This window comes from Shewanella sp. LC6, from assembly GCF_006385735.2.
Lineage (GTDB): Bacteria > Pseudomonadota > Gammaproteobacteria > Enterobacterales > Shewanellaceae > Shewanella > Shewanella xiamenensis.
In genome coordinates this window covers 4,643,499-4,658,670 of sequence record NZ_CP043902.1, presented here as the reverse complement: position 1 = coordinate 4,658,670, position 15,172 = coordinate 4,643,499, and the positions used below count along the sequence as shown (strand labels likewise).

The 15,172-nt window shown below is 42.7% G+C and carries 13 protein-coding genes; 5 read left to right on the top strand and 8 right to left on the bottom strand.

Annotated elements, in window-relative coordinates:
* Nucleotides 1–15: 15 nt before the first annotated feature.
* Nucleotides 16–849 carry a sulfotransferase family protein gene (locus FJD32_RS20820; RefSeq protein WP_088586247.1) on the bottom strand — a complete coding sequence of 278 codons (834 nt, stop codon included), beginning with the start codon at nucleotides 847–849 and terminating at the stop codon, nucleotides 16–18.
* A 304-nt stretch (nucleotides 850–1,153) separates the two neighbouring features.
* Here FJD32_RS20820 and FJD32_RS20815 point away from each other — a divergent pair, with 304 nt between their 5' ends.
* Both FJD32_RS20815 and FJD32_RS20810 read left to right on the top strand, forming a co-directional pair.
* On the top strand, nucleotides 1,154–2,269 hold the full coding sequence (locus tag FJD32_RS20815) for a Fic family protein (RefSeq protein ID WP_088586246.1): 1,116 nt from the start codon (nucleotides 1,154–1,156) through the stop codon (nucleotides 2,267–2,269).
* Between the two features lie 297 nt (nucleotides 2,270–2,566).
* A complete protein-coding gene (locus FJD32_RS20810) occupies nucleotides 2,567–3,865 on the top strand; it encodes a restriction endonuclease (RefSeq protein WP_088586245.1) in 1,299 nt (432 codons plus the stop codon).
* Nucleotides 3,866–3,907: 42 nt separating this feature from the next.
* On the opposite strand, the gene FJD32_RS20805 is transcribed toward FJD32_RS20810, so the two are convergent.
* The gene (locus FJD32_RS20805; RefSeq protein ID WP_140906894.1) at nucleotides 3,908–4,528 is read right to left on the bottom strand and encodes a hypothetical protein; all 621 of its coding nucleotides are present in this window, start codon (nucleotides 4,526–4,528) and stop codon (nucleotides 3,908–3,910) included.
* A gap of 152 nt (nucleotides 4,529–4,680) precedes the next feature.
* Between FJD32_RS20805 and FJD32_RS20800 the strand changes: the two genes are divergently transcribed.
* A complete protein-coding gene (locus FJD32_RS20800) occupies nucleotides 4,681–5,889 on the top strand; it encodes an IS4-like element IS10A family transposase (protein ID WP_001206290.1) in 1,209 nt (402 codons plus the stop codon).
* 9 nt (nucleotides 5,890–5,898) lie between these two features.
* Here the strand turns inward: FJD32_RS20800 and FJD32_RS20795 are convergent, their stop codons facing one another.
* Complete coding sequence (locus FJD32_RS20795; RefSeq protein WP_205403016.1) at nucleotides 5,899–6,126, bottom strand: hypothetical protein; 228 nt, start codon at nucleotides 6,124–6,126, stop codon at nucleotides 5,899–5,901.
* A gap of 160 nt (nucleotides 6,127–6,286) precedes the next feature.
* Here FJD32_RS20795 and FJD32_RS20790 point away from each other — a divergent pair, with 160 nt between their 5' ends.
* Nucleotides 6,287–7,408, top strand: coding sequence for an ISAs1 family transposase (locus tag FJD32_RS20790; RefSeq protein WP_088585462.1), 1,122 nt, complete (start codon nucleotides 6,287–6,289; stop codon nucleotides 7,406–7,408).
* On the opposite strand, the gene FJD32_RS20785 is transcribed toward FJD32_RS20790, so the two are convergent.
* From FJD32_RS20785 to FJD32_RS20765, 5 genes are all read right to left on the bottom strand, one after another.
* The gene (locus FJD32_RS20785; protein ID WP_140906983.1) at nucleotides 7,390–8,403 is read right to left on the bottom strand and encodes a response regulator receiver domain; all 1,014 of its coding nucleotides are present in this window, start codon (nucleotides 8,401–8,403) and stop codon (nucleotides 7,390–7,392) included. The genes FJD32_RS20790 and FJD32_RS20785 overlap by 19 nt on opposite strands.
* Nucleotides 8,403–11,420 (bottom strand): sensor histidine kinase, encoded by a 3,018-nt coding sequence (locus tag FJD32_RS20780; RefSeq protein WP_055648731.1) that lies wholly within the window; start codon nucleotides 11,418–11,420, stop codon nucleotides 8,403–8,405. Before FJD32_RS20780 ends, FJD32_RS20785 begins: the two co-directional genes overlap by 1 nt.
* A gap of 49 nt (nucleotides 11,421–11,469) precedes the next feature.
* Nucleotides 11,470–12,630 carry a DNA cytosine methyltransferase gene (locus tag FJD32_RS20775; protein ID WP_055648730.1) on the bottom strand — a complete coding sequence of 387 codons (1,161 nt, stop codon included), beginning with the start codon at nucleotides 12,628–12,630 and terminating at the stop codon, nucleotides 11,470–11,472.
* Between the two features lie 420 nt (nucleotides 12,631–13,050).
* On the bottom strand, nucleotides 13,051–13,281 hold the full coding sequence (locus FJD32_RS20770; RefSeq protein ID WP_055648729.1) for a hypothetical protein: 231 nt from the start codon (nucleotides 13,279–13,281) through the stop codon (nucleotides 13,051–13,053).
* A 116-nt stretch (nucleotides 13,282–13,397) separates the two neighbouring features.
* Entirely contained in the window at nucleotides 13,398–13,754 is a 357-nt protein-coding gene (locus FJD32_RS20765) for a hypothetical protein (protein WP_122040767.1), read from the bottom strand.
* Between the two features lie 145 nt (nucleotides 13,755–13,899).
* Between FJD32_RS20765 and FJD32_RS20760 the strand changes: the two genes are divergently transcribed.
* Nucleotides 13,900–15,108 carry an IS4-like element IS10A family transposase gene (locus FJD32_RS20760; protein WP_001206290.1) on the top strand — a complete coding sequence of 403 codons (1,209 nt, stop codon included), beginning with the start codon at nucleotides 13,900–13,902 and terminating at the stop codon, nucleotides 15,106–15,108.
* Nucleotides 15,109–15,172: the final 64 nt, after the last annotated feature.

Below are 15,172 nucleotides of genomic sequence, written 5' to 3'. Positions count from 1 at the left end.
CCTAGAACCTAGAACCTAGATTTTATAATCAAAGAACTTACGTTTTTCAGGCCCCGAGGCATTGGCGCTGATCTTATTCGGGTGTTTATATTCATCCCAACTAGCCACATTGCGGCCGACATTGAGCTTAGGAAAGTTCTGCTGATTTTCGGTAGCGGCTAGGCCCATAAAAGCCAATAGCTGACCGAGGGCACCTTGTTGGCTCACATCGATACTGAGTAAGTCGTGTCTGCCCGCAAAGTAGTTAACCACCTCAGCTTTATGACGCTGATAACAATCGATAAGATGTTGTTCATCCTGCGGATTTTCTACCATTCCTACGCCAAAGCTATGGCGAAAGCTGCGCTTCATGATTGGGTGGAATCGGCCAGTTTTGGCATCCAAATGTGGCAGCATTCGGCTGAGTAACATCTGCATCGACGGCACCCAAGAGTCTAACTCGCGGTCAAGATAAACAAACTTGGCCTCGGGGAATAATTCATCCAACTGCTTGAAATCACTAAAACAAGGCGCATCGGAAATCGCATCAGCCTGCATAAAGGCTGCTTTAGTAAACGCCATATGTGCCACTTTTAAGCCTTGCTCCAATAGCGCCACGCTTACGCTCGTCGTCCCCGTGCGGGGCAAGCCGATAAAAATAACCTTCTGTTTTTGCTCGGCAACAACCGATTCATGCTTAATTGCATTTGGCTTAATTGCACTCGGTTTGGTTGCATTCGGCGCGAGTAAGCTTGGCCTGATTTCATTTGGTTTAGTCGAATCGCACTGTGGCTGATTGAGCTGCACATCTTCACTATGGTTATGCCTTTGAGAATCGGGAAGGGTGGCAATAGTTGGGTTATCAGGCATGGATTAGGCTCGGCATTCTTGTCAGCGTGGTCGCGATGGGTAGGTAAATTGGGGTTTAACATTAGCGTTTTATCAACGTTGGCAGTATATCGCAGTGCACAGGTTTTGGCAGCGCAAAGCTGGCGTTGCGTCGGTATTGCGTTGTAGAGGTAATCAACAGGATAAATTCCTTTATGCTAGAAGCAGTTGGGCAAGGTGAGGCAATTACTTGTATTATTTGCCTCATTTTGTGAGGCGAATAGGTTTGTTAATTGACTCATTGTGTGAGTAGAATAGGCTTGTTATTTGACTCATGGGGTAGGATATGTGGATTTGGCAGCAAGCCGATTGGCCTAAGTTTCATTGGAATATCAGCAGAGTTGATGCCCTGATACGTCAGGTATATTTCAATCAGGGCCAACTGCTCGGCAAGCAAATGCTAAGTCACGACGACAGCCAGTTAACCTCAGCGGCAGCACTCGACACCTTACTCGCTAACATTATCCACTCCAGTGCCATTGAAGGTGAAAAGCTCAATGCGGCTTCGGTGCGCTCATCCTTGGCTAAAAAACTCGGTGTGTCCGAAGACAAACCGTATCCGACCACGGCACAAACCGATGGTTTGGCCGACATTATGCTCGATGCCTTAAAAAATTTAGATACAGAGTTAACCCTTGAGCGGATATTAGGTTGGCATAAACAGTTATTTCCCCAGGGTTATACGCTGTTAAACCCCGTTATTGGTGGAGTGCTACGTGGCGATACGCCTATGCAGGTTGTCTCAGGCCGGATTGATAAACCAACGGTACATTTTGAGACACCCTCTCGAGCGACTTTGGACGCTGAACTCTCACAGTTTATTGAATGGTTTAATGCATCAAGGCAAGATCTGGGTTTAGATCCGCTTATCCGCGCGGCGATAACTCACCTTTGGTTTGTGACTCTGCATCCGCTTGATGATGGTAATGGGCGCATCACGCGTTTGTTGACCGATTTAGCTTTGGCGCAAGCAGAAAAACGCTCAATTCGTTTTTACGCTATGTCGGTCAGTATTCTTGCCCGTCGCCAAGCCTACTATGACATTTTAGAGTCCACTCAAAGGGGAAATGTCGATATTACTCCTTGGTTAGTATGGTTTTTTGAAACCCTCAATGATTGTTTGCTCAATGCGATGGCTGATGTGAACAAGACTCTGCTAAAAACGCAGTATTGGCAAAATGTCGATCAATCCTTATTGAGTCAAGAGCAAGCCAAAGTGCTCAATCGGATGTTAGATGGCGATTTTGAATTAGGGATGAATAGTAGCCAGTACCAAAAAGTCGCTAAGGTGAGTCGCGCCACCGCCACCCGTCACCTTGCGCAAATGGTCGAGCAAGGCTTTTTAGTGAAAGCTGACGCCGGCGGCCGAAGTACGAGGTACTTATTGCCGAGTGGGCAGTAGTGAGTGCTTAGCTTTAAGTCTCAACAGTGGCCACAAAATGGTATCGCCCGCAGGCACGCCGTAAACTCTTCCATGAGGGCTCCACCGCGCCATCCATGGCGCAGAGGGCCTGCTTATCGATACCATTTTCCGCTATGAAGCCCTCGTATCGCGTCAACTTCAGTGTGAGCCTTGAATGAGGTTACAAATTAGCAGTTGAATAAGCGCATACTCACAATTGGTATCCACATTTCTTTTAATTAAATATCAGTATGTTATATTGCACCAAGCTGCTTAGATAAGGATTGGTGACGAATAATGGAAATTCAGATTGGTGATGTACTGAGATATAAAAAGCCAGCATGTGGTAAAAACATGTATGAAGATGGCCACCTCAATTTCCACTTTCTAACCAAATCCATTGATGCCAACAACCTGCAACTTGAAAAGGGAATCAATCCCTGCGCCAAAATCAAAACGAGCTTGGGTCAACTTGTGCGCCCGGCAATACTGATTTCCAGTAGCCCAAATAAAAAAGGATCAGTAGAAACCCCCTGGGAAGATTTTTATGACGTTGATAATGGCCATATTCGCTACTTTGGTGACAACAAAGAACCTGGTAAAGATCCTGCCACAGCACCAGGAAATAAAGCACTACTTGAAGCGTTTCGTTTAGCCCATTCACACAGTGTGGACGAGAGATTATTAACTCCACCTATCTTGTTTTTTAAGCGGGCGATAGTTAATGGCGTCGCTAAAGGCTATCCGCAATTTTATGGATTGGGGATCATCAATAGTGTCGAATTAGTGACTCAGTGGGACAATAAATTAGCTCGCACTTTTACAAATTATGCCTTTGATTTTACTGTGCTTTGCATTGCTGCGGAGCATGAAGTATTCGAATGGGATTGGATAAATAGCCGCCGTAAGAAAGGCTTTTCGCTTGCGATAACCAATAATGCCGCCCCTAAAAGCTGGCGACAATGGCTAAATGAAGGCAGTAATTCCCTTAATAAATTACGCCGCCGAGTTTCCAAACTGAGTCTAGAGAAAACGGTAAATCAAAAGCCTATTCCGGGATCTGAGTCCGATAAAATTTTAAATCAAATTTATGATTACTATGCCAACAAGAAGCATAGATTTGAGGCGCTTGCAGAGGTTATTGCAGAGCGCGTAATCGATAGGGAGCTTGGAATTTATCAAAAAGGCTGGGTGACTCAAGGCTCGGGTGACGGTGGTGCCGATTTTATCGGTAAGGTGACGTTGGGCAGTGGATTCTCCAAAGTGGAGTTGATTGTGCTAGGGCAGGCAAAATGTGAGTCACTCAATACGCCAACGGGCGGTAATCATATTGCTCGTACAGTAGCTCGCTTAAAGCGTGGTTGGCTCGGTGTGTATGTAACCACCAGTTATTTTTCAGATTCAGTTCAACGAGAAGTGATTGAAGATAAGTATCCAATAGTCTTGATTCATGGACGCAGACTTGCAGAGGAAGTCGCTAAGTTAGTGTATGAAAGCGAAGCGTATTCCAATGTCGCAGAGTTTTTAATCGCGATGGATGCAGTGTATCCATCGCGATTAAAGCAAAGGCAAGCTGAAGAGATTTTGAATAACTAAAAAATACAAACTTAATATGTACTAGCCCATTCTAATTTTTTACTACTGAAAATGAGCACTTACTAAATCAACGCCTATACGTGATTCATATTGCAGCTGGGTATTTTGATATCGAGAGGCAAAGCTATCTCTTAGTTTAGCTATAGGTTTCAATTTTTTAGTAATTATTTCCAACTCTTTAGTTTCCTTATTTGTATTGAAAAATTGTACGTCCTTATGTTCCCCACCTCCAATCAAGTTCGAATCGTGATTAAGTACGACACCTTGTTCAATAGTTGGAGTATCTTTGTCTTCATAAACACTTAAAGCAAGTCTGTTATCAGCATCACTAATAAAAATAGTGTTTGATTGGTGCGCATCCTTTAAGCATTTCAGTAAGCTTTCAGTTTTATTAGCAAGCTTTATAAACCGCATTGGCCGATGAGGTGTCATGCGCTTAGCTATCTGCCCTGTAGGTTGGTTTGGTACCGTGTTACAACTCGGTGCAATACATAAGTAGAATGAACCATCATCTAAATCTTTAAGAACAACGCCTGTAGATATATAATTTGGTAGTTCCTTTTCTGTAGATAGTTGCTCATTGAGAGCATGTAAAACGTCGGCACAAAATTCTTTATCAGCGGCCGAAGCTGAACGGTCATAATTTTTTCTTGCTGCGGACATTACATTTTTTAAATATAAATTGTACAGATTAGCTTCAGATTTTGGACTGAAGAATCCCCTGATGATTTACAAATAAATCATCAAATTAGAGTGGAAGCGCATCTTGTTGCATGATCAAATGGTTTCGCTAAAAACTACACTTGGACAACAAGATGCGCGAAGCCAATATCCTACAACATTCTTTACACCAATACTGCCCAGAACTTCACCTAAAACGATTAAACAGCTTGATGCTGGCCTCTAAGGCACTGATTGAATGTAAGACACTGACCTTGACTGAGTTAGGTCGAAATTTACCAACCACGGCCCGAACCAAGCACAACATCAAGCGCATTGATCGTTTGCTCGGCAACACGCATCTGCATCAAGAACGGTTAGCTGTCTACCAATGGCATGCCAGCCTCATCTGTTCTGGTAACCCTATGCCGATTGTGCTCGTCGATTGGTCAGACATCCGAGAGCATAAACGCATCATGGCTCTGCGCGCCTCAATAGCCTTCAATGGCCGCTCTATTACCCTGTATGAGAAGTCCTATCCCCTATCAGAACAATGCTCTAAGGCCTCCCACAACGGTTTTTTAGCGGACTTAGCCAAGATTTTACCTTTGCATGTTACCCCTCTCATCGTGACTGACGCGGGGTTCAAAGTGCCTTGGTACAAAGAGGTTGAGGCGCATGGTTGGTTTTGGCTAAGCCGTATTCGCGGTACAGTTCAATTTGCAGATATTGGCGCTGAAAATTGGCGTGCAGTTCGCAGTACACATGACTTGGCCAACGGTCAAGCGAAGAGCCTGGGTTGTAAGACCTTGACCAAAACTAACCCTATCAATTGCCATCTCACGCTTTATCGTAGCAAACCTAAGGGGCGTACAAATCAGCGTTCAACGAGGACTAATTGCCACCATCCATCGGCAAAAACGTACTCAACATCGGCGAAAGAGCCTTGGGTGTTAGCCAGCAATTTACCACCAGAATCTCGGAGCCCAAAGCAGCTGGTAAACCTGTACGCCAAACGTATGCAAATAGAGGAAACCTTTCGTGACCTCAAAAGCCCGGCATACGGCTTTGGCTTACGCCAAAGTCGTACCAACAGTCCAGAGCGATTCGACATCATCCTACTGATAGCGTTGATGGTTCAATGCCTGTTGTGGCTAGTTGGTTTACACGCACAGCAACAGGGCTGGGATAAGCATTTTCAGGCCAATACCATTGGGCATCGAACGGTACTCTCAACGATTCGCTTGGGATTGGAGGTGCTCAGGCGGCCTGATTATCAAATCACGGAGAAAGAATTGCTGGCGGCCTGGGTATTATTCGCCAATCAGTTGCTCAAATATGGCTATGCTATGGCTGATTTATGAGGGGATCCTTCAGGATTTTGGATCTACATATGTGGGAATGTTATCAGCTACATTGTTTGCTGTATCTTTGACAAAATTAAGTAGCTCGCAGCTAGATTTAACTTTATCTACCACGTCAGATAGTAAAGTGTTTAGTAATTCTCTACTTGCTTGAATACGATTATCATCATGCACTCTTAAAATACCCCAAAGAGCAGCTATCTGTTCAAAAGAACTTTTAGCAAGTACTTTTTCCATCGAAAGATTTGCATCTTCTATTTGGTTTTGAAGCTCAGATGTAATTACACGATAGAAGCTAGGGCAGGGTGAGATCGCGAACACTTTTCAACCAAATTCATGATCGATTTGACGATCACATTTAGCTGTGATCATATACTCCCTTTTTAGGGAGAGCACCATGCACATTGACCACTTCAAAGAACATTTTCAAACGATTATCGACCAACGCCAAGGTGCAAAGGTCACATATTGCCTGTTTGAAGTCCTTTTTGGCTCGCTATGTGCGGTGATTGCAGGCGCGAAAGGCTGGTTTGATATTCGTGAATACATTCTCGGTCATCATGATTGGTTTAAGCGTAATGGCCTCTTTGTGAACGGCATTCCTGTTGATGACACTATTGCTCGCATAATATCGACGATTGAACCAGAGTCGTTTCATGAGTGCTTCATCAACTGGATGTCGTCAGTACATACTCTTACCCAAGGTCAAGTCGTTGCGATCGACGGCAAAACACTTCGAGGCTCATACAATCGCGAAGATAGGTCGAGCACTATCCATATGATCAGTGCTTATGCATCATCAAACAAACTTGTGTTGGGACAGTTAAAAACTGAGCAAAAGAGTAATGAAATAACGGCCATTCCTGAGCTGATAAAGATGCTTGATATCAGGGGAGCCCTAGTCACCATTGATGCAATGGCTTGTCAGACTAGTATAGCCAAAGCCATTGTAGAGCAAGGTGGTGATTACTTGCTTGCAGTAAAGAGCAATCAAGGAAAACTCCGACAAGCGATGGAAAAAGCATTCTCATCTCAGCGAGCCAATGTGGCAGACACTGTCAACCTTGAACAGGGGCATGGACGTATAGAGTCTCGCCAATGCTATGTTTTGGCCAGTACCAACCTTGATGGTGACTTTTCTCGCTGGAAAGGGTTGAAGAACATTATCATGGTTGAAAACTTCCGCTTTGAGAAAGGCAAATCTGTCGAGCTAGAGTACCGTTATTACATCAGTTCCAAAGCGCTTAGTGCAGAGCAAGCTGCGGTAGCAGTCAGAGACCACTGGGGCATAGAGTCAATGCACTGGGTGCTTGATGTCACCATGAATGAAGATGCGTGCCAGATATATAAAGGTCATGGTGCAGAAAATCTGTCTTGCTTACGCCATATGAGTTTGAATATGCTTCGAGCAGAGCCAACCAAGCTAAGCATTGTTGGTAAACAAAAGCGATGCATGATGAGCACAACCATGCTAGAGGAGGTATTAAGCGCTGGTTTTAGTCATGTGGTTAAAATGTAGACACTCATGCGGTCGCCCTGGAAGCTAGGGTACCAATCAACGAGTGCTCGTTCTATTTGTCCCCAAACCTCTTCAGGGGTTGTATCGCGCAATACTCTGTCCTCTCCAGCAGGTCTTTCTTTTTCGCAAAGAACGATAAAAACAGCACCAGCTTGAAGCCATAAATTCTTTTTGCCATGAACATCAACATTTGACAGAGGCTTAGAATTTTTATTGAACTTAATCACACTTTTTTCTAATAACCACTTAACATGCTCAGCTTCGGGTTTTTCATAACCGTTACCTTCACAGATAACCTGAAATTCATTAGTAGTGACTTCAATGTTGAGCTCAGCTTTTAAATACTCAGCTTCAATGTTTGCGTTATAAAACTGATCCCATTCATTGTTCCAGTCACCATAAAAATCATTCCAAGAGTCAATCAAGCGTTCGTCATTATTGAAGAATGCATCAACATTGCCAATGTGAGCCCCCCTTAAAGTTGCTGCAATTTCTCGCCAAACATCTTTTAAGTCTTCAGCAGTAAAAACAACCACGACGTTCATATGTTTACTGCGACTGAGTTCTGATATTAGATTCAGTGAATGCTCTGCAGGATTGTGTTCAGTAGCTGCTTTCAGATGGTAATCGAGTACGATTAGATCGCTTTTCCGTATTTTGTCTATATCTAAGTTGTTAGTCTGGTTTTCTACATCACAAATCAGTTTTTTTGTGTGGAAAAAATCAACAAATTGCCCAGCAGTTTCAGAAGACATCAATTCAGAACTTGATCTGTTAACAATATTGCGAATTGCTGTTAGTTTTAGTTTTAGTTGTTCAATTGTTTCTTGTTCTTCTGCTGGGGCTGAGATCAGTTCACCCAGTTCATTCTTTGTATTTATGTAACTCTGCCCAATTCCCTGATATGGAAGATAATGATCATCAATTAATAGCACTGATTTAATCGCATTATCGCGAAATGCACTTACAATTTTTTCTCTATATAATGCTGGCATTATCTTACTTCCATTCCACGAAATTGAATTACAAAATTAGCACCATCTTGGATTAGCTTTTCTTCTGGCTTTTCTGCGTACCAGATATTATGGCGAGCTATTGCAAGATTTTGTTTAGAAAGGTACAAACCTACACCGTTACCTGTTGGTCGGCGGCTATAAAACAATTGAAATAAATTGCCAATATCGTCGGGATCAATTGCGGGACCATTATTAGCAATAACAACCAAATCATTAATGATACCAACCTTTATTTCACGCTCATGTTCGGCTAACGCCACCCAATATAGCGCATTATTCAGTAAGTTGATAAATACCGGGATAATCCGAGATTTCACATCTACAACATTCATGCGTATAAAAGTATCACTGAACTCAAGATTAATGTTTTGTTGTTCAAACTGATCTTGAAAGAATAATTTAACATTTTTGACAATCTCTTGCCCTGTAATATCATCGCGTGTCTGATAACCGGAAAGCTTAAGTGGTGATAGAAATCTGAGGTATTCGGTAAACTGTTTATGTGCTTTCATGGCATTTTTAAAACCAAGCTCTGCTTTTGCACTACTGCTCATCGAATTGAGTGAGCGAGTTACGGCTTTATCTTGTGCACTTAATTCATGGGCTAAAATCTCAAAGCTGATACCGAGCTGCGCAAGACTGCGCATTTGGGTAATCTCTTGCTCTGCTTTAACTCGTTCATCTTCTGCTAACGTAAATGCCGATTCGAGGTCTACACCTTGCTCTAATTTATCAAGGGCCTGTAAAAAACCTTCATATTTGGTGGCAATATCATCGGCTAAGTCGCGATAGATTTTATCCAACGAATTAAGTACTTGGGTTGGATCACTGGCATTGGTCACTGCATCGAGTAATGGCAAAGCTTGCTGCTCAAATGCTTCTTTGTCGGTTCGCGCTGTTTTTTTCCAAGTTGTCAATAAACGTTCTAGGGTTTTATCTATTTCGTTGGCATATCGATTCACCTGCTTAGTTAGTGCAGAATCAATCGCATTGTATTTGTTCAGTGCACTTTCCATAGGCGAGCGCTGCTGACTCAGTGCTTCTAGATTATTTAAGCGCTCGCGGCATGTTTGTAATAGTTCACTGAGTTCACCAAATAAATCGCGGTAGTTCCGGTATTGTTCTTCAAGATGATCGTCCATTTTTGCAGGCTTGTTGGGCGCTTTTAGCTCAGGTCTAAGTGCTTCTAGCTTATCAATACTTGTAACTAACTCATCTAAATGATGAAGCGATATTGCAACGCCTTCTTCTAGCTCCTTATGCACGCTTCGAGCTGATTCCACATGGATACTAAGCTTAGGCAAATTGATTGTCATTGCACTGGTGAAAGCTTTTTTTGATAGCCTTGCAGATGAGTTACGTGCTTTAAGTTGTTTTTGTTTATCTTTCGATAACTGCTCAAGCATTATTTTTCGTTCTTCGGAATAACTTCCAAAATACGTGTCTGCTAATTTTAATAGAAGTGCCCTGACAAGTTCTTTTAACTCTCTGGCCGCTTGATTTTTAACAAAACCTTCTCGTCCTGCCTTATCTTTTAGTTGTTGATTACTTGTTTGGTTTAAGAGTATTTGGCCAAATAAGCGTCTAGAAGCCCAATAATAACGCCCCGCATTTTTTCCCCGACTTTCTTCAATCTGAAAGAAATCATTATCAGAACGACCATAGGGTAGGACTCGTAATCCATCGCGAAAGATCATAAAGCCTGCGTATTTTTTGGCTTGTCCTTGTAGGTACGAATTATGCTCTGGATCATGGGTAGATTTAGAAAGTTCTAGCTCAAAGGTGCCTAATTTAACATCAAAAGCTCCCGTTTTTGTTAACGCGTCCATACCAGGCGTTCGGCAGGGAATGACTACATTCGGGTATTCCTTTCCAAAAGCTGTCACATGACCCCTAAACCAGCCTTTATCATCAACTTGCCCAACCACTTTATGTTCTAGAGTTTCAAATTCAGATAGCTTGAATACATCTTGATAATTGAGAATTGCTGTCTTCTCACCAAAAGGGTACCCGGAGCGATCAAAGGCAATAATCTCATAATGGAATTCGTTGCTCTCATCCGATTCTCGATTAAATGGGTCGACAAACGCGCGCAGAGTATCTACTAAATCTTGCTGGATAGCTTGATACTCATTAGCTTCACGACTTATATCACCTCTGTTAGTAAGCAAAGCTAAATCACGACTAAGGTCCAATAGAAAAAGAGCTGTACCGTGCTCTGCGCCATCTAATTCTGCCACTTTATTTAAAAGGGGGACCCAACTTTCAGAGTGACTTGATTTAAATATAAAGTTTTCACTTAGCAGCCTAACTTTTTGCTCCGTTGATATAAATTCTTCATTATCTTGGGGATTATGCCTTAAATCGAAAGCTTCTTTCTCGTCTTCGCTAAAGCGCTGCCACATATGGCGGAGAATTTTTTCATCTTCAGTTTGTGGGTTGAGAGCGAGGTTATTAAGCATCTCTTGCTGCAGGCCTGAACATACTTCGGGGAGCTCATCGAGACTATCAAACTGCTGCATTGGCACTTTAATATCATGTAAACCCAGATAGGTGTTTTCAAATAAACGCCAGTCAATCAGTGCCGCGGAGTATTGTGTATTAACCTTTTTAGTTACGATAAGGGTGACTGGTGCTAAAAATGCAGTAGAAAGTCGGCCAATCCCTTTTTCACCTTGAGTATATCGATGTTTTAAACCAAAACGGTCTTCTTCAGGTAGAAGGCTTTTCTTGGTTTTTGATGCAGTGCCAATGGTTAGCCAGCTATTACTTAACTGCTCATAAGTCATACCGCAGCCATTATCAATAATGGCACCACATTTTATATCATCATCGAATAAATGGAGGGCGACATCTCGAGCATAAGCATCGTAAGAGTTTTTCCAAAGCTCACTAACAGCTGTGGGGGCATCTGCGATTTGACCTTTGCCTAGGTGGTCGACAGTGCGAGCTTGAGCTTTAAACGAAACCGATTTTCTTGAAGATTCATTTCTCATATCAAATGGTTACATTGGAAAGTAATGCAACCTATTCTATGCACTTTTTTTAATTCAATCCATTTATTATCGATTTAATTAGAACTTTGCCGAGTAAAGGGGGAACAGCATTACCAATCTGTTTACCTTGTTGAGTCGAAGTACCCAAAAAAATAAAGCTATCAGGGAAGGTTTGTAATCGAGCGGCATGGCGTAGTGTCATACCTTGGTTTTTCCAAGGATGAACAAAACGACCTTTAGAGGGATTGTTACATCCGGTAGTGATGGTATTACTTGGTAAGTGGATCATTACTCGGCCATATACGTCTTTATGACCTTTATATCCATTTGAATGGCAGGGCAGTCTAAATTCTTCGCCAGCGTCTTCGCGGCTTCCATTTAAAGGTGTGGCTTCAAATTGCCTAATCATTTTGGGTGTTGGCCGCATTGTGATGTTACAAGGATCACCCTCTTTTACGGCTTCACCATATTCTAGGTTGAGTAGGAGATCTCTTGCTTCATCATCTGCAAGCTTAGTTTTTGGTCGAAAATACTCTTCAATATATTGCTCGATAAGGTCTGCTGGTATTTTTTCAAATACAGTTGAGGCCGTTTTCCAGTAAGGTGATTTATTACTAGACGGTGAGGAGTGTGTCGCTGCTGGCGGAAAATTTGCAGCATCAACATTCAGGTCTTTACGTGTACCAAAGATAAAAACACGTTTACGGTTTTGTGGCACGCCATAGTCTTTAGCGTTGAGAATGTCGCAAAAATGAATGGTATAGCCATGGGTTTCTGCGAGAGCTAGAAGCTGATTGAGATAGTTTTCATGGCGTTTCCATAAAAGTCCCGCCACGTTTTCAATCAAGAACGCTTTTGGTCGTAAACCATCAACAAAATCAAAATACTTCAACAGAAGCTGATTTCGGGGATCATTAATACCTGCACCGTTAATCCTATGAGTCGAGAAGCCTTGACATGGTGGGCCACCAAGGAGCAAATCCAATTTTCCTGGTTTGAGCTTTAACTCTGTCATTAAGGCGGGCAAGTCGACAGCATTAATATCGCCATTAATTAATTTAGTTGGCGCTTTTAGGCGTTCAATGAGGTTACGTTGATAAGTAACGGTAGCGGCTGTATCTAGTTCGATAGCTGCGATGACATCAATGCCACATTGATGTGCGGCAAGAGATAAGCCGCCAGCACCCGAAAATAGATCTATCGCTTTCATTAATCATCAGTCCAAACTCAAATTTCGAACCGCAAATTATACATGGCAAGCACTATTCCGCTAGCTTTTAGTTTGTGATTGAGGAGTTTGTAATTGTGATAAAACTTAATGACTAACTTATATTCACATCGTACAAAATAACGCCACATGCTTAGTCGTTAGAAAGCTTTTTTGCAGAAATGCTTTTGGGGCTATAAGTACAGATACCTGATAGAGCTGAGGCCGTATTAGAATCGACATTGTTGCACCAGTGACCGTCTAAAACAGGGAGGTTTTAGTCGAGCCTACATGGAGGTATGAACGGCGTGTCACTGGGGAAATAATGGAGGTTAAGTGACTCATTTTATGTATCACTTTCTACTCTGTTTTTTAAATTTGATCATTATATCAATTGGTAATGAGTGGAACACCCATAAGCAACTAATCCTCTTTTGCCCTAGAATTTATAAATTGTTGTGCATCTGCCAGTGCAAAATCAAAATGAAATACTAGCCCTGATTGAATTACTTTATTATCAAAGCATACGAACCATTCAAAGCCTCCTCTGAACCGATCTGGGTTTCGTTCGATGTAGATCACGTATCCACACCATTCTTCTTCATAAGCGACAAAATAAGCCTCTTCAAACTGGCTAACGGATTGGTATTCCATGATTTAAACCTAGTGTATTGGTAGGCTTATATTTTCAGTCATTGCTGTTGTATGTCCCACGGACTATGAGTCACATCGAATAGTTTTATTTTATTAGTCGGGCATTTATGTCGTGGTTATCGTATTGAAACGACTTTGGCGCTCAGTTGCTGTTTTATCTGCTCAAGGTAGTGAATTAGGTCACTGGGTTGTTCAAATTCAAGCTGTAGTGTTGGTTGAGAAGCGGTACGGATTTCTGGGTGTAGGTTGTCGCCGTCATTTACGGCTGAAATGATGCTGTAGCGGGGATAATCTTCTTCGCGGCAGATGGGGTCGGCATAGTCGACCCAAAGAATAAAATAGTGGTTGTTGTGTTTGAAGTAAAAGCTGGGACACATGTCGTTTTGGTAGCTTTTATCGATAAGAAATGTGTATAAGCTTAGGTCGAAGCCAAGCTCAAATTTATCGCCAAATGTTTGCTGATAAGCACTCATTTTTTTGCCTTAAATCATCGCATTAAGTGATGTTAAGTACTGAAGAATCCCCTGATGATTTACAAATAAATCATCAAATTAGGGTGGAAGCGCATCTTGTTGCATGATCAAATGGTTTCTCCAAAAACTACACTTGGACAACAAGATGCGCGAAGCCAATATTCTACAACATTCTTTACACCAATACTGCCCAGAACTTCACCTAAAACGATTAAACAGCTTGATGCTGGCCTCTAAGGCACTGATTGAATGTAAGACACTGACCTTGACTGAGTTAGGTCGAAATTTACCAACCACGGCCCGAACCAAGCACAACATCAAGCGCATTGATCGTTTGCTCGGCAACACGCATCTGCATCAAGAACGGTTAGCTGTCTACCAATGGCATGCCAGCCTCATCTGTTCTGGTAACCCTATGCCGATTGTGCTCGTCGATTGGTCAGACATCCGAGAGCATAAACGCATCATGGCTCTGCGCGCCTCAATAGCCTTCAATGGCCGCTCTATTACCCTGTATGAGAAGTCCTATCCCCTATCAGAACAATGCTCTAAGGCCTCCCACAACGGTTTTTTAGCGGACTTAGCCAAGATTTTACCTTTGCATGTTACCCCTCTCATCGTGACTGACGCGGGGTTCAAAGTGCCTTGGTACAAAGAGGTTGAGGCGCATGGTTGGTTTTGGCTAAGCCGTATTCGCGGTACAGTTCAATTTGCAGATATTGGCGCTGAAAATTGGCGTGCAGTTCGCAGTACACATGACTTGGCCAACGGTCAAGCGAAGAGCCTGGGTTGTAAGACCTTGACCAAAACTAACCCTATCAATTGCCATCTCACGCTTTATCGTAGCAAACCTAAGGGGCGTACAAATCAGCGTTCAACGAGGACTAATTGCCACCATCCATCGGCAAAAACGTACTCAACATCGGCGAAAGAGCCTTGGGTGTTAGCCAGCAATTTACCACCAGAATCTCGGAGCCCAAAGCAGCTGGTAAACCTGTACGCCAAACGTATGCAAATAGAGGAAACCTTTCGTGACCTCAAAAGCCCGGCATACGGCTTTGGCTTACGCCAAAGTCGTACCAACAGTCCAGAGCGATTCGACATCATCCTACTGATAGCGTTGATGGTTCAATGCCTGTTGTGGCTAGTTGGTTTACACGCACAGCAACAGGGCTGGGATAAGCATTTTCAGGCCAATACCATTGGGCATCGAACGGTACTCTCAACGATTCGCTTGGGATTGGAGGTACTCAGGCGGCCTGATTATCAAATCACGGAGAAAGAATTGCTGGCGGCCTGGGTATTATTCGCCAATCAGTTGCTCAAATATGGCTATGCTATGGCTGATTTATGAGGGGATCCTTCAGTGTTAAGTATAGCTGAGGCATTTGCTTAACGAACTGTTTTATTTGGTTTAA